A 22359-nucleotide genomic window follows, 5' to 3' on the forward strand; every position below is an offset into this window, starting at 1 on the left:
GGCCTACCATGCCCACATGACGAACCGGCCTCGCCCGCTGCGCAACTTCGTCGGTGGCCGGTATGTCGAGCCGGCCAGCGACACCCGGACCGAGGTCGTCAACCCGGCCACGGCGACGGTGGTGGCGACCGCCCCGGTGAGCGGTCAGGCCGATGTCGACGCGGCATACGACGCGGCGGCCCAGGCCTTCGCGACGTGGGGGGAGACGACCCCGAGCGCGCGCCAGCACGCGCTGTTGAAGTTCGCCGACGCCATCGAGCGGCGGGCCGACGAGCTCGTGCGGCTCGAGGTGGAGGACACGGGCAAGCCGCGCTCGCTCACGGCGAGCGAGGAGCTGCCGCCCATGGTCGACCAGCTGCGCTTCTTCGCCGGCGCGGCGCGGGTGCTCGAGGGCCGGGCGGCGGCGGAGTACCTGCCCGGGCACACGTCGTGGGTGCGGCGGGAACCCATCGGGGTCGTCGGCCAGGTCACGCCGTGGAACTACCCCATGATGATGGCCATCTGGAAGGTCGGGCCCGCCCTCGCCGCGGGCAACACCGTCGTGCTCAAGCCCTCCGACACGACGCCCCAGACGACCCTGCTGCTCGCGGAGATCGCCTCGGAGTTCCTGCCCGACGGCGCCTTCAACGTCGTCACCGGCGACCGCGAGACAGGCCGGATGCTCGTCGAGCACCCGACACCGGCCATGGTCGCCATCACCGGCTCGGTGCGCGCGGGCATGGAGGTGGCCGCCAGCGCGTCGCGCGACGTCAAGCGCGTGCACCTCGAGCTCGGCGGCAAGGCGCCGGTCATCGTCTTCGACGACGCGGACGTCGAGGCCGCGGCGGCGGGCATCGGCCTCGCCGGCTACTTCAACGCGGGCCAGGACTGCACGGCCGCCACCCGGGTGCTGGCCGGGCCCCGCGTGCACGACGACTTCGTGGCCGCCCTCGCGGACTACGCCCGGAACGAGGCCAGGGTCGGTATGCCGGACGACCCGGGCGCCCTCGTCGGCCCGGTCAACAACCGCAACCAGGTGCGCCACGTCGCGGGCTTCCTCGACCGGCTGCCCGAGCACGCCCGGGTCGCCGCCGGCGGCTCGCGGGTCGCGGCTCTGGGCGACGGCTTCTTCTTCGAGCCGACGGTGCTCGCCGGGCTGCACCAGGACGACGAGCAGGTGCAGTCGGAGATCTTCGGCCCGGTCATCACCGTGCAGCGGTTCACCGACGAGGAGCAGGCCCTCGCGTGGGCCAACGGCGTGGACTACGGCCTCGCGTCGAGCGTCTGGACCCGCGACTTCGGCAAGGCGATGCGGATGAGCAAGCGGCTCGACTTCGGGTGCGTGTGGATCAACACGCACCTCCCCCTCGTCGCGGAGATGCCGCACGGCGGGTTCAAGCACAGCGGCTACGGCAAGGACCTGTCGATGTACGGCCTCGAGGACTACACCCGGGTCAAGCACGTCATGGCCAACCTCGAGTCGTGACTGCCGCGGGCTAGGCTGCGCGGGTGAGCCGCTACGGTGCGCAGTTCGGCCCCGATGTCACCTTCCTCGGGGTGGAGCGGTGCGACCTCGACGTGCCCGAGTCGTATGCCGGTGCCGACGTCGTCATCGTCGGCGCCCCCTTCGACGGAGGAACCTCCCACCGGCCGGGGGCCCGCTTCGGCCCGCAGGCGATCCGGACGACCGACTACCTGCCCCAGGACGGCTCGCGGCCGTCGCTGGCGCTGCGCACCGACGGCCTCGTGGACCTGCGGGTCCTCGACGCAGGCGACGTCGAGATGTACTCGGGCGACATCGAGAGGGCGCTGCCCGCGCTCGAGGCCGCGGTCGAGAAGGTCGCTCGCGCCGGGGCCATCCCCGTCGTCCTCGGCGGCGACCACTCCATCGCCTACCCCGACGCCAAGGGCGTGGCCAACGTCCTCGGTCACGGGCGGGTGTCGATGGTCCACTTCGACGCCCACGCCGACACCGGCGACATCGAGTTCGGCTCGCTCTGGGGCCACGGCCAGCCGATGCGGCGGCTCATCGAGTCCGGCGCCCTGCGCGGCGACCGCTTCCTCCAGGTGGGTCTGCGCGGCTACTGGCCCGGGCCGCAGACCCTCGACTGGATGGCACACCAGGGCATGCGGTCCTACGAGATGACCGAGATCGGCCACCGGGGCCTCGACGACTGCCTCACCGAGGCGTTCGCCATTGCCACCGACGAGTGCGACGGCGTCTTCCTCAGCGTCGACATCGATGTCTGCGACCCCGGTCACGCCCCGGGCACCGGCACCCCGGAGCCCGGTGGGCTCTCCGCACGCCAGCTGCTGGACGCCGTCCGCCGAGTCTGCCTCGAGCTGCCCGTCGTGGGCGTCGACGTCGTCGAGGTGTCGCCGCCCTACGACCAGGCCGACATCACCGCCGCGTTGGCCAACCGGGTTGTCCTGGAAGCCCTGTCGGCCATCGCCCGCAAGCGCCGCGACGCCCGGGACGGCATCCGGTGGGACCCGTCCATCGCGCTCCTGTCGGGCCGCGTTCCCGAAGGCCGCCGCGGCCGCGCTGACGAGCACCGAGCCACCACCCGAGCGCCCCGTCCACTGACACCGGAAGGTCCCTGACATGACCGCCACTCGCGAGCGAACCGTCCTCGAGGCCGTCCCCACCGGGCTGCTCATCGGCGGGCGGTGGCGCGACGCCACCGGAGGCGCCACGCTGGCCGTCGACGACCCCGCGACCGGCGAGACGCTGGCCCGCGTGGCTGACGCCACCGTCGCCGACGGGCGCGCGGCGCTCGACGCCGCCGTGGCTGCGCAGGCCGACTGGGCCGCCGTCCCGCCCCGCGATCGCGGAGAGCTGCTGCGCGCGGCATACGAGAAGCTCACCGCCCGCGCCGACGACTTCGCCATGATCATGACGCTCGAGATGGGCAAGCCCCTCGCCGAGTCGCGGGGCGAGGTGGCATACGGCGCCGAGTTCTTCCGGTGGTTCTCCGAGGAGGCGGTCCGGGTCGGCGGGCGCTACTCGACCTCCCCGAACGGCGCGACCCGCCTGCTGACGATGAAGCAGCCGGTCGGGCCGACCCTCATGATCACGCCGTGGAACTTCCCGCTGGCGATGGGTACGCGGAAGATCGGCCCCGCCATCGCCGCCGGCTGCACCATGGTGATGAAGCCGGCGAGCGCCACCCCGCTGACGATGCTCGCGCTCGCCGAGCTGCTGCGCGAGTGCGGCCTGCCCGACGGGGTGCTCAACGCCATCACGACCAGCTCCACCGGGCAGGTCATCGAGCCGCTCATCCGCGACCCGCGGCTGCGCAAGCTCACCTTCACCGGCTCGACGGAGGTCGGGCGCACCCTGCTCGAGCAGGCGTCGCAGCAGGTCCTGCGCGTGTCGATGGAGCTCGGCGGCAACGCGCCGTTCCTCGTCTTCGGCGACGCGGACCTGGACAAGGCGGTCGACGGGGCGGTGACCGCCAAGATGCGCAACATGGGCGAGGCATGCACGGCGGCCAACCGGTTCTACGTCCACGAGTCGGTGGCCGAGGAGTTCTCGCGGCGACTGGCCGAGCGGCTGGGGGCGCTGCGGCTCGGCCGGGGCACCGACGACGGCGTGGACGTCGGGCCGCTCGTCGACGCGAAGTCGCGGGACAAGGTCTCCGCCCTCGTCGACGACGCGGTCGCCAAGGGGGCGAAGGTCCTCGTCGGCGGCTCCTCGCCGGAGGGCGCCGGCTGGTTCTACCGCCCCACGGTGCTCTCCCAGGTGCCCGCCGACGCCCGACTGGCACGGGAGGAGATCTTCGGCCCCGTGGCGCCGGTGTCGAGCTTCACCAGCGACGAGGAGGCCGTGCGGATGGCCAACGACACCGAGTACGGCCTCGTCGCCTACCTCTTCACCCGGGACCTGTCCCGCGCACTGCTCGTCTCGGAGGCGCTCCAGTTCGGCATGGTCGGCGTCAACCAGGGCATCGTGTCCAACCCCGCTGCTCCCTTCGGCGGGGTCAAGGCGAGCGGCGTCGGGCGCGAGGGCGGCTTCGAGGGCATCGAGGAGTACCTCGAGACCAAGTACGTGGGGCTGGCCCTCTGAGTCGTGCTCGCTCCCTCGCGCGGTATGCCGCCCGTCGAACGGCTGGCGGATCAGCTGGTGGATCAACCGGCGAATCAGCTGGTGGATCAACTGGCGGATCAACTGGCGTCTGATGTCGTCAGGGCAGCAGCAACGGCCAGTTGATCTGCCAGTTGATCGGCTCGGCCGAGGCTGGGAGAGAATGCGCGGGTGACTGACGCTGCCCGCTCGACGCGGCCCCGGCGGGTCGTCCTCCTCGGCTCGACCGGCTCCATCGGGACCCAGGCGCTCGACCTCGTCCGGCGCAACCCCGACCGCTTCGCCGTCACCGGGCTGTCCGCCGGGGCCAACCTCGAGCTCGTCGCGCGGCAGGCGGCCCTGCTGCGGGTGCCGGTCGTGGCGGTCGCCGTGGACGACGAGCAGGCCCTCGCGACGGCGATCGCCAGGGCGGCCGACGAGGCGGGCACGGCGGCATACGACCCGGAGCTGCTCACCGGACCCGACGCGAGCACCGCCCTCGCCGCCCGGGAGGCCGACGTCGTGCTCAACGGCATCACCGGCGCCATCGGCCTCGCGCCCACCCTCGCCGCGCTGGAGGCCGGCACGACCCTTGCCCTGGCCAACAAGGAGTCGCTCATCATCGGCGGCCCGCTCGTCAGGCGGGCGGCGGCGCCGGGCCAGCTCGTGCCGGTCGACTCGGAGCACAGCGCCATCGCCCAGTGCCTGCGCGGGGGACGGGCCGAGGAGGTCCGACGGCTCGTCATCACGGCGAGCGGCGGCCCCTTCCGCGGGCGCACCCGGGCCGACCTGCAGGAGGTCACCGTCGAGCAGGCCCTCGCCCACCCCAACTTCGCGATGGGACCGGTCATCACGACGAACTCGGCCACGCTCGTCAACAAGGGGCTCGAGGTCATCGAGGCGCACCTGCTCTTCGACGTGCCGTTCGAGCGCATCGACGTCGTCGTGCACCCGCAGCAGGTCATCCACTCGATGGTGGAGTTCACCGACGGCTCGACGATCGCGCAGGCGTCCCCGCCGTCGATGCTCATCCCCATCGCCCTCGGGATGGCCTGGCCGCACCGGGTGCCGGGCGCGGGGCCGGCCATCGACTGGAGTCAGGCCGCGTCGTGGGACTTCGAGCCGCTCGACCAGACGGCCTTCCCCGCGGTGGCGCTCGCGAAGCAGGTCGGCGCGGCGGGGGGCACGTGGCCCGCGGTCTACAACGCGGCCAACGAGGTGTGCGTGCAGGGCTTCTTCGACGGCCGGCTGCGGTTCGTCGACATCGTCGACGAGGTGGCCCGGGTCGTCGAGGCGTATGCCGCCGAGCCCGGGTCGCGGGTCGCCGACGTGAGCCTCGCGGACGTGCTCGAGGCCGACCGCTGGGCCCGTGCGGCGGCCGTGGAGGTCCCCACCACCCCTTGACCGCGAGCCGAGGCGGGAGCGCGTCGCCGGTGAGGCGCTCCCACCTCGAATCGATAGATTCACGGTCCGGGTGTGACAATTGAGCAATGCTGTTCCTGGTCGGGGTCCTCGTCATCGTCATCGGTGTGGCGCTGAGCATCGCGCTGCACGAGATCGGTCACCTCGTCCCGGCCAAGAGGTTCGGCGTCAGGGTGAGCCAGTACATGGTCGGCTTCGGCCCAACCGTGTGGTCCCGGCGGCGCGGCGAGACGGAATACGGCATCAAGGCGATCCCACTCGGCGGCTACGTCCGGATGATCGGCATGCTGCCGCCTCGCCCGGGGGACGAGCCGGGACGGCTGCGCACCCTCTCGACGGGCCGCTTCAGCCAGCTCGTCGACCAGGCGCGCGCCGACTCCATGGAGGAGGTGCGGCCGGGCGACGAGGACCGGGTCTTCTACAAGCTGGCCTGGTGGAAGAAGGTCGTCGTGATGATGGGCGGGCCGCTAATGAACCTGCTCATCGCGGCCGTGCTCCTCACCGGAACGATCACGCTCTACGGGCTGCCCACCGTGGTGCCCACGATCGGCGCCGTCTCCACCTGCGTCCCGACCGCCGCGCCGACCATGACCGCTCCCCTTCCCGCTTGCCAGCCGGGGGATCCCGTGTCGCCCAGCCAGCAGTCCGGCCTGCAGCCGGGCGACCGGGTCCTTAGCATCGACGGGCGGCCGGTGACGACGTGGGACCAGGTGACGGCCGCGATCCGCCGCAGCATGGGGACGCCGCTTCGCCTCGAGGTCCAGCGTGGCGGCGCCCGCCAGGCGCTGACGCTGACCCCCGCCGCCATCGAGCGGCCCACCTACGACAGCCAGGGCAACCCCGTCGTCCAGGACGGCAAGCTCGTGCTGCAGCGCGTCGGCTTCGCCGGTGTGGTGCCGCGGCGGGAGATCGTCAAGGCGCCCCTGTCCGACGCGCCGAGGTTCGTCTGGGACCGCACCCTCGACACGGCGGCGATCATCGTGAGGATCCCCGAGAAGATGGTCGGCGTCGTGCAGGCGGCCTTCGGCTCCGGGGATCGCGACCCCAACGGCCCCATCTCCGTCGTCGGCGTCGGCCGGATCGGCGGCGAGGTGGCGGCCCTCGACGTCCCCGCCGATGCGGGCGGCAACTGGGCCAAGCTCGCGCAGCTCGTGCTGCTCATCGCCTCGCTCAACCTCGCGCTCTTCGTCTTCAACCTGGTGCCGCTGCTGCCGCTCGACGGCGGCCACGTGGCCGGGGCGCTCTGGGAGGCGGTCAAGAAGGGCTGGGCCCGGCTGCGACGCCGACCCGACCCCGGCTACGTCGACGTCGCCAAGGGCCTGCCCATCGCGTACACGATGTCGATGGTGCTCATCGCCATGTCGGTGCTGCTCATCTACGCCGACATCGTCAAGCCGATCAGGCTCTTCGGCTGACGGCTGACGGTCGGGGAATACCTCGAATCCGGGGTGGCGACGGGGGCGGGGGATAATGACGCCATGACGGTCTCCCTCGGCATGCCCTCGGCTCCCGCTCCGGTCCTTGCCCCGCGTCGCAAGACGCGCCAGATCAAGGTCGGCAAGGTCGGTGTCGGCAGCGAGTCGCCGATCTCCGTGCAGTCGATGACGACGACGCCCACGACCGACATCAACGCCACGCTCCAGCAGATCGCCGAGCTCACCGCATCCGGCTGCGACATCGTTCGGGTCGCGTGCCCGAGCCAGGACGACGCCGACGCCCTGCCGGCCATCGCCCGCAAGAGCCAGATCCCCGTCATCGCCGACATCCACTTCCAGCCCAAGTACGTCTTCGCCGCCATCGACGCCGGGTGCGCGGGGGTGCGGGTCAACCCCGGCAACATCCGCCAGTTCGACGACCAGGTCAAGGAGATCGCGCGCGCCGCCAAGGACGCCGGGGTCTCGATCCGCATCGGCGTCAATGCCGGCTCGCTCGACCGGCGCCTCCTCGCCAAGTACGGCAAGGCCACGCCCGAGGCCCTCGTCGAGTCGGCGGTCTGGGAGGCGAGCCTCTTCGAGGAGCACGACTTCCACGACTTCAAGATCTCGGTCAAGCACAACGACCCCGTCATCATGGTGCGTGCCTACGAGCTGCTGGCCGAGCGGGGGGACTGGCCACTGCATCTCGGCGTCACCGAGGCCGGGCCGGCCTTCCAGGGCACCATCAAGTCGGCCACCGCGTTCGGTGCGCTGCTCTCGCGGGGCATCGGCGACACCATTCGCGTGTCCCTCTCGGCCCCGCCGGTCGAAGAGGTCAAGGTCGGCAACCAGATCCTGCAGAGCCTCGGCCTCAAGCCGCGCAAGCTCGAGATCGTCTCGTGCCCGTCCTGCGGCCGTGCGCAGGTCGACGTCTACACGCTCGCCGACCAGGTGACGGCGGGTCTCGAGGGGCTGACCGTGCCGCTTCGGGTGGCGGTCATGGGCTGCGTCGTCAACGGACCGGGGGAGGCCCGGGAGGCCGATCTCGGCGTCGCCTCGGGCAACGGCAAGGGCCAGATCTTCGTCAAGGGTGAGGTGGTCAAGACCGTCCCCGAGAGCCAGATCGTGGAGACGCTCATCGAGGAGGCGCAGCGGATCGCCGAGGAGATGGGCGAGCCCGTCGACGAGGCGTCGGCCGGCTCCCCGAGCGTCACCGTCGGCTGACCCTCCGGCTCGGGAGCGGCCTCACGGTCGGGGGACGAGCAGGTCGTCGAGGGACACGGCGACCGGCGCGTTCGTGACCGTCGTCGGCAGGTACGGTGCCACACCGACGGCCCCGGCTGTCTGCAGGCTGGCTGTGCTGTCCGTCGCCGACCTGGTCCAGGCGGCCGGCTCGGGGCTGCCCTGCGGCCACACCTTGGCGCGAAGCGTCGTCGGCGACGTGCCGGCGACCTCCATCCGCACCGCCAGCCTCGTGTTCGGCGAGTAGACGACGCCGGGCAGCGCGACGGCCGGTTGCAGCGTCGCCTCCACGCCACCGCTGAACCGCGTCAGCGCCACCGAGACCGCGCCACTCGCGGCCACGCTCACCTTGGCACGATACGTGCCGACCGACGGCACCCACCGGCCGAGGACGCTGACCACGGCGGTGCCGCCGGTCGGCACCTTGTCCAGGCCGATGGTCGCGGTCACGGCGGCCGTCGTGGTGGAGACCTGCTTGAGCACGGCACTCGGCCCGCTGCCTGCCGTGAGGCGGACGACGCCCAGCGAGCCGTCGACGGCGAAGGCGGAGGAGGTGCCGGTGAGCGTCCACGGACCGCCCACGTCCGCGGAGCCCCAGCCGCCCGCCACCGTGCGGCCGAAGGAGTCGGCGGCCAGAGCGGTGGGGGCGGGGGGCGGCACGGTCACCGTGACCGGCCGGCTCGACACGCCGCTCGCCCCGGCGCTGTCCTGCACGGTGAGGGTGACGGTGTAGGTGCCGGCGGCAGGGAAGGTGTGGGCCACCGTGACACCGGTGCCCGGCGCCGACCCGTCCCCGAAGTCCCACGAGTAGCCCTGCACGGGGCCCTCGGCATCCGAGGAGGCGGAGGCGTCGAAGGCGCACGCGAGGTCGGTGCAGCTCGCGGAGAAGACCGCGGTGGGCGGCTGGTCCTCCCCGGGCAGGGGGTCGCGCAGGACGAACGAGTCGGTGAAGGTGCTCGTGCCGACGGGGAGGAACTGTGCGCTCAGCGAGCTCGCCGTCGCGGAGAGGCTGAGCACCCCGAACGGCCCACCCTGGTTCAGCCCCGCATACGTCGCGAAGTACGGCGCCTCCGGGTCGGCCGGGGACGCGTCGCGCAGCGCGACGCCGCCGGTCCCCACGGTCGCGAACACGGTCCCGGCCCCGCGCATCATGGTGGCGTCGCCGTCCGCGACGCAGTCCGGGTCGAACGTGCCGGGAACGATGCCGGGGCAGGCCGCGCCCAGCCGCAGCTGGTGGGTCCGCTGGTAGAGGTGCTCGTGGCCGTTGAGGACGAGGTCGACGCGCTTGTCGACGAGCAGGTTGGTGATGTCGGTGTTGCCGCCGCAGGTGTACTGGCCGACCGAGATGCACGGCTTGTGCAGGCCGACGACCACCCAGCGCACGCCCTTGGCGCGGGCGGCGTCGATCGCGTTGGCCGTCCACGCATACCTGGCGGTGCCGGCGGCATACGACCACGTGCCGTCAGGGAAGGTCAGGTCCGGGGAGATCCCGATGAAGCGGACGAGCGGGTTGGTCTCGGGGACGTCGGCATACCACTGCCGTCCGTAGGTGCCCACCAGCCCGGGCAGCTGGTTGGGCAGGCACGCGGAGAAGTCGTTGATGTTCCCGTTCATCCCCCCGCTCTCGTGGCTGCCGGCGATGAGCTCGAAGGGGAACCCCGCGCCGACCTTGGAGACCACGAGGTCGCACCAGGCCGACTCCTGGCCCGTGACGCCGTACGACAGGTCCCCGAGGGCGAGGTTGAGGTCCGGCGCCGTCTCGGCCACCTTGTCGAGGACGAGCTGAGTCTGGGGACTGTTGGCGTAGTCCCCGGCAGCCGTGAAGTGCACCTCGCCCGGCACGGCGACGGCCGCCTCTGCGGTGGCGGGACCAGATCCCCCCGAGCCGAGCAGACCGGGGAGGCCGGCGAGGAGGGCGGCGGCGGCGACGGCGGCGACGGTGGCTCGACCACGCATGATGTGTGTCCCTTCCCGGGGCTCTGCGGCGTCAGAGCCGGAATCAGCGCCAGAGATACCATGCGGCCACTCGCGACCGGTAGGCATTGGCCTGGATACACGGCAGGACGCAACACCGGCCGTGCCAAGGTGGCAATCGGCGCCGTCGACCGGCAGGCTGAGAGCGTGCTGCGCCAACGCCTCCCCGTGCGACCGCTGACGGTGGCCGACACGGATGCCGCGCTCGCGCTGTGCGCGCGGGACCGGGTCGCCAACGTCTTCGTCGCCGCCCGCATCCTCGAGGGCTCACTCCGCTCCCAGCCCGGCGCCCTCCTCGGCCACTACCGCGACGGGGCCCTCTCGGGGCTCGCATGGATGTCGGCCAACGTCGTGCCCGTCGGGCTCGACGACGACGCAGCGTGCGCCATCGCTGCGCGGATCAGCCGGGCGCGCCGGTCCAGTGCGTCGGTCTTCGGACCGAGCGACCAGGTGGCTCGCCTGTGGGAGCGGCTGGCGCCGACGTGGGGTCCGGTGCGGGCGATCCGCACCCGTCAACCGCTCCTCACGACCGGCACCCGACCGTCGACGCTCGGCATCCCGCTCGACCCAGGGGTGCGGCCGGCCCGTCCCGACGAGGTCGACCTCGTGCTGCCGGCGGCGGCGCACATGTTCACCGAGGAGATCGGCTACCCGCCCTACCGGGGGTCGGACCGCGGGTACCGGTCGGGCGTGGCGGCGCTGATCCGCGCCGGCCACACCCTCGTCCGGGTCGAGGGCGGGGAGGTCGTCTTCAAGGCCGACGTGGGCTCCATCGGGCTCGGGGCCGTGCAGGTCCAGGGGGTGTGGCTGCACCCGCGGCTGCGGGGCCGGGGCCTGGCCGTGCCGGCCATGGCCGCGACCGTCGAGATCATCCTCGACACCCTCGCCGAAGAGGTGTCCCTCTACGTCAACGACTACAACCTCCCGGCGCGGGCCACCTACGCCCGCTGCGGCTTCCGCGAGGTGGGCTCGTTCACGACGGTCCTGCTGTGACGGGCGGCCCCGCTATCCTGCCGGGGTTCCGTCTCGCACCTTCCGAGGAGTCCCCGTGCCCCTGCGCATGTCGTCCCTGTTCCTGCGAACTCTGCGCGAGGACCCGGCCGACGCGGAGGTGCCGAGCCACCGGCTGCTCGTCCGGGCCGGGTACGTGCGGCGGGTCAGCCCCGGCATCTACACCTGGCTCCCGCTGGGGCTGCGCGTGCTGCGCAACGTCGAGCGCATCGTCCGCGAGGAGATGGACGCCATCGGCGCCCAGGAGCTGATCTTCCCGGCCCTGCTGCCGCGGGAGCCCTACGAGACGACCGGTCGGTGGACGGAGTACGGCGAGAACCTCTTCCGCCTGACCGACCGCAAGGGCGGGGACTACCTGCTCGGGCCGACTCACGAGGAGATGTTCACGCTCGCCGTGAAGGACCTGTTCGGCTCCTACAAGGACCTGCCGCTCACGCTCTACCAGATCCAGAACAAGTACCGGGACGAGGCGCGTCCGCGCGCCGGCGTGCTGCGCGGGCGCGAGTTCGTCATGAAGGACTCGTACTCCTTCGACGTCGACGGGGCCGGGCTCGACGCGGCCTACGAGGCCCATCGCGGCGCCTACGTGCGGATCTTCGACCGCCTCGGGTTCGACTACGTCATCGTGCGCGCGATGGCCGGCGCGATGGGCGGCAGCAAGAGCGAGGAGTTCCTCGCCACGGCGGAGAACGGCGAGGACACCTACGTCCGCTCCACAGGCGGGTCGTATGCCGCCAACGTCGAGGCGGTGGTCGTGCCGCAGGCCGAGCCCGTCGACTGCTCCGCCGTGCCGGCCGCGCACGTCGAGGACACGCCTGACACGCCGACCATCGAGACGCTCGTCGCCTCGGCGAACGCGCACCACCCACGCGCCGACGGGCGCCCCTGGACGGCGGCGGACACGCTCAAGAACGTGCTCGTCATGCTCGTGCACCCCGACGGACGCCGCGAACCGCTCGCCATCGGGCTTCCCGGCGACCGAGAGGTCGACGTGAAGCGGCTGGAGGCCCAGGTGGCGCCGGCGGAGGTGGCGGCCTTCGAGGACAAGGACTTCGCGCGGCATACGGGACTGGTCAAGGGCTACATCGGCCCCGGCGCGCTGGGCGAGAAGCGGCCCACCGGCATCCGCTACCTGCTCGACCCGCGGGTCGCCGTGGGGTCTGCGTGGATCACCGGCGCCGACGAGCCCGGGCGGCACGTCTTCGACCTCGTCCACGGCCGCGACTTCACGGGCGACGGCACCATCCAGGCCGCCGAGGTCCGCGACGGCGACCCGGCCCCGGACGGCAGCGGCACGCTCGTCACCGCGCGCGGCATCGAGATGGGCCACATCTTCCAGCTCGGCACGAAGTACGCCGAGGCGCTCGACCTCAAGGTGCTCGACCAGCACGGCAAGCTCGTGACGGTCACAATGGGCTCCTACGGCGTCGGGGTGTCGCGGGCGGTCGGCTGCGTCGCCGAGGGCAACCACGACGAGGCGGGGCTCATCTGGCCGCGCGAGCTCTCGCCCGTCGACGTGCACATCGTCGCGACGGGCAAGGACGAGGCGGTGCACGCCAAGGCGGAGCAGGTCGCGGCCTCCCTCGAGGCGCGGGGCGTCTCCTCGCTGCTCGACGACCGGCGGCAGGCCAGCCCGGGCGTGAAGTTCAAGGACGCGGAGCTGATCGGCGTGCCGACGATCGTCGTCGTCGGCAAGGGCCTCGCCACCGGGGTCGTCGAGATCAAGGACCGGCGCAGCGGCGAGCGGCGCGAGGTGGGAGTCGACGAGGTGGTCGAGGCGATCGTCGCGGAGGTCCGCGGCTCGTGACCGGCGGCCGCGGGTGAGCGATCCCAGCCTCACGACGCTCGCCTTCCTCGCCCTGGCCGCCTTCGCCGCCGGCTGGATCGACGCGGTGGTCGGCGGCGGCGGCCTCGTCCAGCTGCCCGCCCTGCTCGTGGGCCTGCCGGCGGCCACGCCGGCGCAGCTGCTCGCGACGAACAAGTTCGGCTCGATCTTCGGCACGGCGACCAGCGCGGTGACGTACTACCGCCGGGTGCGCCCCGACCTGCGCACCGCGCTGCCCATGGCGGCGGTCGCCTACGCCGGGTCCGTCGGCGGGGCCCTGGTCGGCCTGCACATCCCGAAGGCGGCGTTCAACCCCGTCGTCCTGGTGCTGCTCGTGGTCGTCGGCGCCTACACCCTCCTCAGGCCCGACCTCGGCCGGGAGTCCATCCGGCGCTTCCACGGCCACCAGCACGTCGGCCTGGCGATGCTCACCGGGCTGGTCATCGGCGCCTACGACGGGGCCCTCGGCCCGGGCACCGGCTCCTTCCTCGTCTTCACGCTCGTCGGCCTGCTCGGCTACAGCTTCCTCGAGTCGAGCGCCAAGGCGAAGATCGCGAACTTCGCCACCAACCTCGGCGCGCTGACGGTCTTCGCCCCGATGGGGTTGGTCCTCGTCAAGGTGGCGCTGGTCATCGCCGGGGCCAACCTCGTCGGCGGCTACGTGGGCGCGCGGACCGCCGTGGCCCGGGGCAGCGGCTTCGTCCGGGCGCTCTTCATCACCATCGTGTCCGCCTTCGTCGTGAAGATCGGCGGCAGCCTCGTCGGCTGGTGGGCCTGACACTGCGGTCGGGTCAGGCGGCCAGCACGCTGAGGAGGTGACGTTCGAGCGCGCTCGGTGGCGCGGTGGCCAGGCCCGGGACGAGGGGTGGTGCGGTCGAGGCATAGGTGTGCCCGGTGGGCGTGGTGGTCTCGACCGTATGCCGTCGGCGGGACCTTCCGATGCCGGGCGGAAGCGTGCGGGCATGCCAGCCGGGGTGCTGCTTCGCATGGTTGCACCGGACGCACAGCCCTTGACCGTTGTCCGCATGCGTGGGTCCCCCCGCGGCGTGCTCGACGACATGGTCGAGGTGGCGGATCGGGGCGTCGCACCACGGGGTCCGGCAGGTGCCGGCGTCGCGGGTGACGAGGTAGCGGCGCAGTGCGCCGTCGAAGACGCGGCGGGTGGAGTCCATCGCCACGAGCGTGCCGTCGGCGGGGTGCGTGTAGAGCCGTCGGAGCCAGGCCCGAGCCGCGGCCGACGCGGAGTCCGCTGGGGCGCTGGTCGTGAGCAGGTCGCGGGCCCAGGAGGCCGGCACGGTGCCGTAACCGGTCAGCTGGGCGGGCGTGTCGTCCCCGGCGAGCAGCGCCCGGTCCGTCATGACGAGCTGCACCTCGACCGGGACCGCCTCGGCCGTGCTCTGACCGGTGACGCGGGTGACCAGGGTGTCGGCCATGACCTGACCCTTGGACCGCGCGTCGCCGGCGGCGCGTGCGGTGTCGGCCGCGACGGTGAGGCTGGCCTGGACCGCCACAGCCTGCGCCACGGGAAGCAACGCGGTCAGGTAGGCCATCGTGTCCGGTGCCGGGCGAGTCGTGACCCGCCGATCGGACTCGGCACGCCGGCTGCGAGCCACGACCGACGCGGCGTCGATGCGGTAGGCGATCGCCTGCACGCGCCGGACGAGCTCTCGGTCCCCGAGCGATCCCAGCCGCTCACCCTGGTCCGCCAGGGGTCCCGCGATCTGCGCGTCGACGACGGTGCGCTGCTCCGGCGTCAGGACGGCGGTCTCACGAACGATGAGCATGGCCCTCCACTCGGTGAGCTCTCCCGCCTCGAGGGCGGCCAGGGTGTGCGGCATCTGCCCGGTGAGGGTCAGCGCGAGGTTGAGGTGCCGGGCGCCCTGCGTGGGGGACTCTCGGCGTGCGAGCGCCACCTGGGCCGCGATGCCGGTGCCAGCTCGAGGCCCTCGCGGTCGTCGCTCGGAGCGCCCACCGCGGGGGCCGCTGACCGCCTCGTCCGGGACCGAGGCGCGACGCGCCTGGTCGCGGGCCGCACGCCATCCGTCGAAGTCGCCCCGGTCGGAACACTCCCGCGCCCGCTCGCGCCACTCGGCAGCCACCTGCTCCTGAGAGCGGACCAAGGCGGCGGTGACCCGCACCTGCGCGGCCGCCAGCGCGGCCTTGGCGCGCTCCAGCAGTGCGAGCTGGTCGATGCGCTCACGGTCATCGACCCGGTCGTCGAGGCGCGGCAGGGCGGTGACGAGGGCCTCCAGGTCCCCCGTCGACAGCCTCCCTGCGGACTCGTTCATATGTTCGATTATAGCGGACCGATGGCCCGCAGGGAAGCCCTCCACGCAGCCCTCACATCCGGGCCACCCGCGCCCCACAGGGAGTGCACAGCGGCCACCCGCACCGTGGAGGCATGAGCGCAGGAGTCGTCACCGAGCCGCACGGCATACCCGTGCCGTCCCCCGCCCGTGCTGCGCTGCCGAGGCTGCCGAGGCCCGTGCCCCTCTGGTGGCGGGACGTGTCCGGCGCGCTGGCGTGGGGGCTCGTCCTCTTCGTCGTCGGTCTCTGGGTGGCGGGTGGCGGGCTTACCGCCTTCGGCACCACCGGCGACGCCATGACGACCCTCGGTCGACTCGCCGGCCTCCTCTCCTCCGTGCTCATCCTGATCCAGGTGCTGCTCATGGCCCGGATCCCCATGGTCGAGCAGGCCTGGGGACAGGACGAGCTGGCGCGGGTCCACCGCGTCGTCGGGTTCACCAGCTTCAGCCTCATGCTGGCCCACATCGGGCTGGTCATCGTCGGGTATGCCGCCGGCACGAGCCTCGGCGTGGTCGGCACCTTCGTCGACCAGGTGCTGCACTCGCCCGGCATGCTGCTCGCCCTTGCCGGCACCGTGGCCCTCGTCATGGTCGTCGCCACCTCGATCCGCAAGGCGCGCGCGAGGCTGCGCTACGAGTCCTGGCACCTGCTGCACCTCTATGCCTACCTCGGCGCCGGGCTGGCGCTGCCGCACCAGCTGTGGACGGGCCAGGACTTCCGGTCGAGCGCCGTGGCCACCGTCTTCTGGTGGGGCCTGTATGCCGCCACGCTGGCCGCCGTCCTCGTCTTCCGCCTCGCCCTGCCGGCCGTCCGCTCGGCGAGGCACCGCCTCGTCGTGGCGGACGTCGTCGCCGAGTCGCCCACGGTCACGAGCGTCGTCATCACCGGGAGGGCGCTCGAGCGGCTGCCCGCGCGGGCCGGGCAGTTCTTCCAGTGGCGCTTCCTCGACGGGCCCGGGTCGAGCCGGGCCAAGCCCTTCTCCCTGTCGGCCGCACCGGACGGGCGCAGCCTGCGCCTCACGGGTGAGGCCGTCGGCCCGGGGTCCGGCCGGCTTCGCAGTCTCCGCCCCGGCACGAAGGTGCTGCTCGAGGGTCCCTACGGCCGGCTCCACGCAGGCACCAAGGTCCGGCAGCGAAGCGTGCTGATCGGCGCCGGCATCGGGATCACGCCGCTGCGGGCCCTCCTCGAGGAGCTGCCGGCGGGGCCGGACGAGACCGTGCTCATCTACCGGGTCGGCAGCACCGAGGACATCGTCCTCGCCGACGAGCTCGTCGAGCTCGCTCGCTCCAAGGGCGCCCGCGTCGTCGCCGTCGTCGGTCACCGGGCGCCCGACCGTGACAGCTGGCTGCCCGCGCAGCTCGGCCACCTCGGGGACGCCGAGGCGCTGCTGCGCATCGTTCCCGACGTGGCGCAGCGTGACGTCTTCGTCTGCGGCAACCCCGCGTGGATGCGGTCCGTCATGGGGGCGGCCCGCGCGGCGGGCGTGCCGGAGCAGGCCCTGCACTCCGAACGCTTCAGCTACTGACCACCGGCCCGTCGGACCGGGCACCCCGCGACAAAGGAGACCCCATGCGCCGCATCGTCACGTGGGCCATGAGCACGCTGACCGTCCTCGTCCTGCTCTTCAGCTACAGCACGTCCCGGTCGTCTCAGCCGGTCGCCGCCACGGCCGAGACACGCCGGGTCACCACGACGACGACGCAGCACTCGGCGGCCACGTCGGGCTCCTCCGGCTCGTCGCCCACGTCCGCGGCGGCTGCCGCCCGCACCGTCACCGGCGACGAAGCCATGACCCGCTACGGGGTGGTCCAGGTCCAGATCACGGTGCAGGACGGCAAGATCACCAAGTCGGAGGCCGTCCAGGCGCCGTCGGAGAACCGCCACGACCAGATGATCAACAGCCAGGCCGTCCCGGTCTACAACGACGAGGTCGTCGCCGCGCAGTCCGCCGGCATCGACATGGTGTCGGGCGCCACGGTGACCTACGACGGCTACGTCCAGTCCCTCCAGTCGGCCATCGACAAGGCGAACCTGTGACCGATCCCGTCGTGTCGCACGGCCCGCCCCCGCGCCGGGCGTGGGTCGAGCACGTCATGGGTATGCCGGTGAGCATCCACGTGCGCGGGGCCGCCGCGGACTCCGCGCTGACCCGCCAGGCCGTCATGGCGGCATACGAGGTCTTCCACGACCTGGACCGGGTGTTCTCGACCTACCGCGCCGACTCCGACCTCATGCGCTTGCGTCGAGGCGAGGTCGATCTCGACGCGTGCAGTCCACTCGTGGCCCAGGCGCTGGCGCTCGGCGAGGAGGCAGCGCGGCGCACGGGGGGTGCGTTCACGACGAGTCTCCCGACCGCGGACGGTGGGCTCGCCCTCGACCTCACCGGACTGGTCAAGGGCTGGGCGGTCGATCGCGCAGCCGAGCAACTCCGTCCGCTGGCGCGGATCTCCTTCTGCATCAACGCCGGTGGTGACCTGCTCGTGGGCGCGTCGGCCGGTCTGCCGGCGTGCGGCCCTGGGGCGATCGACTGGCGCATCGGCATCGAGGACCCGGCGGATCGCTCGCGCATCGCCACGACGGTGTCCCTGACGGCCGGAGCGGTGGCGACGTCCGGGACCGCTGCGCGCGGTGCCCACCTCTACGACCCGGCCACCGGCTGCATGGTCGGGCGCACCGGGTCCGTGACCGTCGTGGGGCCGACCCTGCTGTGGGCCGACGTGTGGGCCACCGCGCTGTTCGTCGGCGGCGGCGCCGCCTCGCGGGCCTTTGCGCGCGAGGCGCCGGGCTACCGCTCGCTGGGGCTGTAGACCGACGGTCGGGCGGGCAAGGCTGACGGCAGTCGCGCACTTGTTGGCAGGAGACTCACCAGCGGTGGGCCACGTCGATGACGAGCCTCGACCCGGATCCGGGCCCAGCGAGGGTGAACACTCGGAACGGCAAGCGTGCCCGCACGCCGAGTCCCAAGGTGTTGTTGCTCTCCCAGAGCTCGACCCAGGCGACCTGCCGGAAGGTGCGCCAGCCGGTGACGTCAACCAGCTCGGCGCGACTGGCCGGGTGGTACCTGGTCTGGGTGTCAGGGCCGTAGGGCTCCGCGACGACGATCTCGAGGAGCGCACCGCCGCGCAGGTCGACCGGCTGGGCGAGGCCCAGCCCGGCGATGGCCGGCACGTAGCGAACAGAGAACCCGCCGCTGCGTCCCTCGAAGTCGAGGACCAGCCGGTCGAAGCACTCGTGCCGCCCGGCTCGCACGTTGGTCATGGACGTGACGTCCGAGCGCGGCGACGCCTTGTCGAGGGAGCCCCACCAGATCCCGCAGTACGGGCTGTCGGCTGCAACTGCGGAAGGGGCCGCCACCAGCAGCAGCGCGGCGAGGAGCGAGGACAATGCCAGTGGCCGTTTCATGATGTTCTCCCGAGGTGCACGAGACGTGATGATCAACAGACGCCTGCTCGGGCAGGGGGGTTGACACCGGCGCGGTCCAGACGGGCTCGCCACAGCTCGACCGGCCTGCTCCCGAGGACGCCCACCGACCCGGCCTGGCAGACGCGTACTCCGCCGTACGGGCTGAGTGGGAGGACTGCGGCGGCGCGGCTGCCTGGGGGTCGACGGCCCGGGGCTCCGCGGCATACGCGCATCACTCAAGTGGCAAGAGTCGTTCTTGCGGCTTTCTTGCGTTTCTGCTGCAGTCTGTCCGGCTTGTTCCTTGAAATCTGCACGACAGACTTCCTCTTGCCAGCACGAGAAGCACAGGGTGCGGGCACGAGACTCCCGGATCGCCCGGCCAAGAAGGAAATGAGCACACCATGCGCACCACGAACAAGAACGCCTCCGGCAAGCTCCTCGCCTCCGTCGCCCTCGTCGCGGCGGCTGCAGGCGTCGCGGGGCTCGGCACCTTCGGGTCCTTCACGTCGACGACGTCGGCGAGCCAGGCCGTCGGCAGCGGAACGGTCAAGGTCGCGCTCGGCGCGGCGGGGGCGGCCAACCGGCTCAACGTGGCGGCCACGGGCCTCGTGCCCGGGGACACGGTCCAGCGCGCGGTCGTCCTCAGCAACACCGGCAACCAGGACCTCGCCACGCTGTCGCTCACCACCACCGCGACCACCTCGAGCAAGCTCGACACCGACGCGACGAACGGGCTTCAGCTCTCGATCGACTCGTGCTCGACGCCGTGGGTGGAGGCGGGGACCTCGCCGGCCTACACCTACACGTGCACCGGGACCACGAAGACGGTTCTCGCGAGCCGTCCGGTGGTCGGCTCCAACGTGACGCTCACCAACCTCGGCGCCCTCGGCTCCGGCAGCAGCGACAACCTGCGCGTCCGGCTCACGCTGCCTGACACCGCCGACAACTCCTTCCAGGGCCTCGACAGCGTCCTCGGCTTCGACTTCACCGGCACGCAGCGCACGGCCACCAGCCGCTGAGCTGGCCACCCCCTGCGCATGACCGATCTTGCGCACGACCGATCTGGAGCACTGCAATGACGACGATCGCCCAACGTAGGTCCATGGTGGGGCGGCCACGTTCTCGGGCGAGGGCGCGGGTTCACGCGCCGCGTCAGGTGCTCGGTCGGGCGCTCCACCGGCTCGTCGCCTGGGCGACGACACTCGCCCTCGGTGTCTCGGCCGTGGCCTTCCTCTTCCTTGCGGTGGGGCCACACGTGCTGGGATACCAGACGGCGACGATGCTCACGGGCAGCATGGCGCCGGGCATCGCGCCCGGCGACGTCGTGGTGAGCGTGCCGGAGGCCGCTGAGGACGTCGTGGTGGGCGACGTCCTCAGCTACCACATCCCGGTGGAGGACCACCGGGTGGAGACACACCGCGTCACCAGGGTGACCCGCGATGCGGGGGGCCGGGTGTCGATCGTCACGAAGGGGGACGCCAACAACGGCGTCGACCCGTGGGTCGCGACGATCGAGGGCGACACGGTGTGGAAGACCCGCTTCGTCGTGCCGCACGTGGGCTCGGCGATCCGGGCACTGCGCGAGCCGCTCGTGCAGCGGTATGTGTTCTGGGCAGCTCTCGCGGCGCTCGTGCCGCTCGTGCTGTGGCGGATCTGGCGCCCGAGTGGCGAAGGAGAGACGACATGAGTGACGCCAGCGACGGCTCGGCCGGACAGCTGCTCGACGAGCGGGTGCTCGCCCGGCTCGGGGACGAGGTCGGCGACCGCGAGGCGGCCCTGAGGTTCGCCGCGGCCTACCTCGGACTGCTGCCGACCCGGGTCGACCGGGTCTGCGCGGCCTGCACGGCCTCCGACTCGGAGGCGGCCGAGGACGCCGTCCTCAGCCTGCGCGTCACCTCGGCGATGGTGGGGGCCAGCCTGCTCATGGGCCTGGCCGCCGAGGTGGAGATGGCGGTGACCAGGGGGGACTTGGTGACCGCCAGGACGGCAGCCGACGGGCTGCCACGGGTGGCGGCGGCGACCGCGGCAGCGGTCGCCGCCCTGCTCGCCGAGGCCTACGCCGTCGAGCACGGCTGATGACCGGAGCCGGCCGCGGCGCGGCCTCAGGCCGGCTCCTCCATGCGGTAACCGACCCCGCGGACAGTGCGGATGAACGCCCGGGACCCCGCGCGGGAGGACCGCGCGAGCTTGCGACGCAGGTTGCCGACATGGACCTCCACGAGGTGGTCGTCGGACTCCCAACCCTCTCCCCACAGCGAGCGGAGCAGGACGTCGCGGCCCCACACCCGGCGGGGCGCGCTCAGCATGGTGGTGAGCAGGTCGAACTCGGTCCGGGTCAGCTCGACCTCGGCGCCCTCGACGGTCACCGTGCGGCTCTCGGGGTCGACCTGCAGACTGCCGTGCCGGATCACGGACGCGCCTGGCGCGGGGGGTGGCAGCTCGATCCCGGCCACCGTGGTGACAGGCTGGGTCAGTGGCCGGGCCAGGGTCGCAACGCCGGCGGGTGCGGGGGCCGGCGAGTCGGGCGCCGGGGGCGGCGCGATCGCCGGGTCGGCGGGCGCGTGAGCTGGCGCCGCCACGCGGGGCCGACGGAACATGGCGGTCACCCGGGCCTGCAGCTCCCGCGGGCTGAACGGCTTGGTCAGGAAGTCGTCCGCGCCGGTCTCGAGGCCGACGAGGCGGTCGATCTCCTCGCCACGGGCGCTCACCATGACGATGTAGGCGGTGCTCGCCTGCCGGATCCGGCGGCATACCTCAACCCCGTCGAGGTCGGGCAAGCCGAGATCGAGCGTGACGAGGTCGGGCGACGTGCTGGAGACGAGGTCGAGAGCTTCCCAGCCGGTCCGGGCGGCGTGGACGGTGAAGCCCTGCAGCTGGAGCGAGCGGATGAGCAGCTCCCGGATGTCGGGATCGTCCTCGACGACGACGGCGGTCCGGGTGTCGTCAATCATGGGATAATTGTGACAGATCCGGCGGCATGGTATGGCCAGGATCGGGGGCGCCGTGGCGCGCCCCGGCCGCGACCCAGGAGGATGAACGTGATGTCGAGGAGGGCCCCGGCTGGCGGCCCCGGGCGGCCAGGCCGCTCCGGGTGGCCAGGGCGCTCCGGGCGGCTGCTGCTGGTCGCGCTGCTCGGGGTCGTCACGGTGCTCGCACCGTCCGTGGCGTGGGCGCGGTTCACCGCCTCCGCCACGGCCTCCGTGAGCGCCAAGACGCTCGTGCTCGGGGCCCCGTCCTTCCTGCAGGGCACGTCCACCTGCCCGACGGTGCTCAACAAGACCGGCAGGGTGAAGGTGACCTCGTTCGGCGAGGTGCAAGGCGCGACGCGCTACGTGCTCACCCTGACGTCCCCCAAGGGGGTCACCGACTCGGCGACGGTTCCCGGGTCGCAGACGGTGAACCTCTCGGTCTCCAGCACCGTGTCGGCCGGCAGGGGCACGTGGACGGTGACCGTCGTGCCCGGCGTGGCGGGGTGGACCGGACCGGCCTGGACCGGCACGTTCCCGTGCTGACCCTCACCTGCTGACCCCTACGGACTGGCGAGGAGCCGGGCCAGGTCGTCCGGGTGCGTGACCGGGGCGTCGCAGACGAAGCCACGGCACACGTATGCCGCGGGGCGCTCTCCGACGAGCGGCCGCTCGGCCAGCAGCGGGATGCCCGGTGCGTCCGGCGGCCCAGCCACCGCCACCATCCCGGGGCTCGGCGATCGGCGCACC

21 protein-coding genes are annotated in these 22359 nt (G+C 72.5%); 16 read left to right on the forward strand and 5 right to left on the reverse strand.

Annotated elements, in window-relative coordinates:
- The first annotated feature begins 16 nt into the window (after positions 1-16).
- The 6 genes from VFJ94_RS12365 (at position 17) to ispG (ending at position 8106) form a co-directional block, all read left to right on the forward strand.
- On the forward strand, positions 17-1465 hold the full coding sequence (locus VFJ94_RS12365; protein ID WP_325004515.1) for an aminobutyraldehyde dehydrogenase: 1449 nt from the start codon (positions 17-19) through the stop codon (positions 1463-1465).
- 23 nt (positions 1466-1488) lie between these two features.
- Complete coding sequence (speB, locus tag VFJ94_RS12370) at positions 1489-2583, forward strand: agmatinase (protein WP_325004516.1); 1095 nt, start codon at positions 1489-1491, stop codon at positions 2581-2583.
- A gap of 1 nt (position 2584) precedes the next feature.
- Positions 2585-4048, forward strand: coding sequence for an NAD-dependent succinate-semialdehyde dehydrogenase (locus VFJ94_RS12375; protein WP_325004517.1), 1464 nt, complete (start codon positions 2585-2587; stop codon positions 4046-4048).
- A 189-nt stretch (positions 4049-4237) separates the two neighbouring features.
- Positions 4238-5449 carry a 1-deoxy-D-xylulose-5-phosphate reductoisomerase gene (gene dxr, locus VFJ94_RS12380; protein ID WP_325004518.1) on the forward strand — a complete coding sequence of 404 codons (1212 nt, stop codon included), beginning with the start codon at positions 4238-4240 and terminating at the stop codon, positions 5447-5449.
- Positions 5450-5535: 86 nt separating this feature from the next.
- The gene (locus VFJ94_RS12385) at positions 5536-6882 is read left to right on the forward strand and encodes a M50 family metallopeptidase (RefSeq protein ID WP_325004519.1); all 1347 of its coding nucleotides are present in this window, start codon (positions 5536-5538) and stop codon (positions 6880-6882) included.
- 63 nt (positions 6883-6945) lie between these two features.
- A complete protein-coding gene (gene ispG / locus VFJ94_RS12390) occupies positions 6946-8106 on the forward strand; it encodes a flavodoxin-dependent (E)-4-hydroxy-3-methylbut-2-enyl-diphosphate synthase (protein ID WP_325004520.1) in 1161 nt (386 codons plus the stop codon).
- 21 nt (positions 8107-8127) lie between these two features.
- Here the strand turns inward: ispG and VFJ94_RS12395 are convergent, their stop codons facing one another.
- Positions 8128-10080: a PKD domain-containing protein gene (locus tag VFJ94_RS12395; RefSeq protein WP_325004521.1), complete on the reverse strand. Its 1953-nt coding sequence runs from the start codon at positions 10078-10080 to the stop codon at positions 8128-8130.
- 129 nt (positions 10081-10209) lie between these two features.
- On the opposite strand from VFJ94_RS12395, the gene VFJ94_RS12400 reads away from it, so the two are divergent.
- Genes VFJ94_RS12400 through VFJ94_RS12410 form a run of 3 tightly spaced genes read left to right on the forward strand, consistent with a single transcriptional unit; the run spans position 10210 to position 13712 of the window.
- The gene (locus tag VFJ94_RS12400; protein WP_325004522.1) at positions 10210-11091 is read left to right on the forward strand and encodes a GNAT family N-acetyltransferase; all 882 of its coding nucleotides are present in this window, start codon (positions 10210-10212) and stop codon (positions 11089-11091) included.
- Positions 11092-11146: 55 nt separating this feature from the next.
- Positions 11147-12916 (forward strand): proline--tRNA ligase, encoded by a 1770-nt coding sequence (locus VFJ94_RS12405; protein WP_325004523.1) that lies wholly within the window; start codon positions 11147-11149, stop codon positions 12914-12916.
- Positions 12917-12929: 13 nt separating this feature from the next.
- Positions 12930-13712, forward strand: coding sequence for a sulfite exporter TauE/SafE family protein (locus tag VFJ94_RS12410; protein ID WP_325004524.1), 783 nt, complete (start codon positions 12930-12932; stop codon positions 13710-13712).
- A 13-nt stretch (positions 13713-13725) separates the two neighbouring features.
- On the opposite strand, the gene VFJ94_RS12415 is transcribed toward VFJ94_RS12410, so the two are convergent.
- Positions 13726-15222 (reverse strand): HNH endonuclease, encoded by a 1497-nt coding sequence (locus VFJ94_RS12415; protein ID WP_325004525.1) that lies wholly within the window; start codon positions 15220-15222, stop codon positions 13726-13728.
- Positions 15223-15335: 113 nt separating this feature from the next.
- Here VFJ94_RS12415 and VFJ94_RS12420 point away from each other — a divergent pair, with 113 nt between their 5' ends.
- The 3 genes from VFJ94_RS12420 to VFJ94_RS12430 are packed head-to-tail and all read left to right on the forward strand — an operon-like array spanning position 15336 to position 18048.
- Complete coding sequence (locus VFJ94_RS12420; protein WP_325004526.1) at positions 15336-16766, forward strand: ferredoxin reductase family protein; 1431 nt, start codon at positions 15336-15338, stop codon at positions 16764-16766.
- 44 nt (positions 16767-16810) lie between these two features.
- The gene (locus tag VFJ94_RS12425; RefSeq protein ID WP_325004527.1) at positions 16811-17278 is read left to right on the forward strand and encodes an FMN-binding protein; all 468 of its coding nucleotides are present in this window, start codon (positions 16811-16813) and stop codon (positions 17276-17278) included.
- Complete coding sequence (locus VFJ94_RS12430; protein WP_325004528.1) at positions 17275-18048, forward strand: FAD:protein FMN transferase; 774 nt, start codon at positions 17275-17277, stop codon at positions 18046-18048. The genes VFJ94_RS12425 and VFJ94_RS12430 overlap by 4 nt, the downstream gene beginning before the upstream one ends.
- 55 nt (positions 18049-18103) lie before the next feature.
- Here VFJ94_RS12430 and VFJ94_RS12435 read toward each other — a convergent pair whose 3' ends face one another.
- On the reverse strand, positions 18104-18643 hold the full coding sequence (locus tag VFJ94_RS12435; protein ID WP_325004529.1) for an AMIN-like domain-containing (lipo)protein: 540 nt from the start codon (positions 18641-18643) through the stop codon (positions 18104-18106).
- Between the two features lie 401 nt (positions 18644-19044).
- On the opposite strand from VFJ94_RS12435, the gene VFJ94_RS12440 reads away from it, so the two are divergent.
- The 3 genes from VFJ94_RS12440 (at position 19045) to VFJ94_RS12450 (ending at position 20719) form a co-directional block, all read left to right on the forward strand.
- Complete coding sequence (locus VFJ94_RS12440) at positions 19045-19662, forward strand: TasA family protein (protein WP_325004530.1); 618 nt, start codon at positions 19045-19047, stop codon at positions 19660-19662.
- Between the two features lie 137 nt (positions 19663-19799).
- On the forward strand, positions 19800-20330 hold the full coding sequence (locus VFJ94_RS12445; RefSeq protein ID WP_325004531.1) for a signal peptidase I: 531 nt from the start codon (positions 19800-19802) through the stop codon (positions 20328-20330).
- The gene (locus tag VFJ94_RS12450) at positions 20327-20719 is read left to right on the forward strand and encodes an Hpt domain-containing protein (RefSeq protein ID WP_325004532.1); all 393 of its coding nucleotides are present in this window, start codon (positions 20327-20329) and stop codon (positions 20717-20719) included. The genes VFJ94_RS12445 and VFJ94_RS12450 overlap by 4 nt, the downstream gene beginning before the upstream one ends.
- Positions 20720-20745: 26 nt before the next feature.
- Here VFJ94_RS12450 and VFJ94_RS12455 read toward each other — a convergent pair whose 3' ends face one another.
- Positions 20746-21594: a response regulator transcription factor gene (locus VFJ94_RS12455; protein ID WP_325004533.1), complete on the reverse strand. Its 849-nt coding sequence runs from the start codon at positions 21592-21594 to the stop codon at positions 20746-20748.
- 90 nt (positions 21595-21684) lie between these two features.
- Here VFJ94_RS12455 and VFJ94_RS12460 point away from each other — a divergent pair, with 90 nt between their 5' ends.
- Positions 21685-22155 carry a hypothetical protein gene (locus VFJ94_RS12460; protein WP_325004534.1) on the forward strand — a complete coding sequence of 157 codons (471 nt, stop codon included), beginning with the start codon at positions 21685-21687 and terminating at the stop codon, positions 22153-22155.
- Positions 22156-22172: 17 nt separating this feature from the next.
- Here the strand turns inward: VFJ94_RS12460 and VFJ94_RS12465 are convergent.
- Positions 22173-22359, reverse strand: a 187-nt coding sequence (locus VFJ94_RS12465) for a hypothetical protein (protein ID WP_325004535.1), incomplete at its 5' end; no start/stop codon positions are given.

This window comes from Intrasporangium sp. (assembly GCF_035688975.1).
Lineage (GTDB): Bacteria > Actinomycetota > Actinomycetes > Actinomycetales > Dermatophilaceae > CALMNV01.

Bases quoted from the DNA above. Each gene is read 5' to 3' on its own strand.
- VFJ94_RS12365 (WP_325004515.1), top strand. From the start codon at position 17: ATGACGAACCGGCCTCGCCCGCTGCGCAACTTCGTCGGTGGCCGGTAT.
- VFJ94_RS12375 (WP_325004517.1), top strand. From the start codon at position 2,585: ATGACCGCCACTCGCGAGCGAACCGTCCTCGAGGCCGTCCCCACCGGG.
- VFJ94_RS12385 (WP_325004519.1), top strand. From the start codon at position 5,536: ATGCTGTTCCTGGTCGGGGTCCTCGTCATCGTCATCGGTGTGGCGCTG.
- ispG (WP_325004520.1), top strand. From the start codon at position 6,946: ATGACGGTCTCCCTCGGCATGCCCTCGGCTCCCGCTCCGGTCCTTGCC.
- VFJ94_RS12395 (WP_325004521.1), bottom strand. From the start codon at position 10,080: ATGCGTGGTCGAGCCACCGTCGCCGCCGTCGCCGCCGCCGCCCTCCTC.
- VFJ94_RS12415 (WP_325004525.1), bottom strand. From the start codon at position 15,222: ATGAACGAGTCCGCAGGGAGGCTGTCGACGGGGGACCTGGAGGCCCTC.
- VFJ94_RS12420 (WP_325004526.1), top strand. From the start codon at position 15,336: ATGAGCGCAGGAGTCGTCACCGAGCCGCACGGCATACCCGTGCCGTCC.
- VFJ94_RS12425 (WP_325004527.1), top strand. From the start codon at position 16,811: ATGCGCCGCATCGTCACGTGGGCCATGAGCACGCTGACCGTCCTCGTC.
- VFJ94_RS12435 (WP_325004529.1), bottom strand. From the start codon at position 18,643: ATGAAACGGCCACTGGCATTGTCCTCGCTCCTCGCCGCGCTGCTGCTG.
- VFJ94_RS12440 (WP_325004530.1), top strand. From the start codon at position 19,045: ATGCGCACCACGAACAAGAACGCCTCCGGCAAGCTCCTCGCCTCCGTC.
- VFJ94_RS12450 (WP_325004532.1), top strand. From the start codon at position 20,327: ATGAGTGACGCCAGCGACGGCTCGGCCGGACAGCTGCTCGACGAGCGG.
- VFJ94_RS12455 (WP_325004533.1), bottom strand. From the start codon at position 21,594: ATGATTGACGACACCCGGACCGCCGTCGTCGTCGAGGACGATCCCGAC.
- VFJ94_RS12460 (WP_325004534.1), top strand. From the start codon at position 21,685: ATGTCGAGGAGGGCCCCGGCTGGCGGCCCCGGGCGGCCAGGCCGCTCC.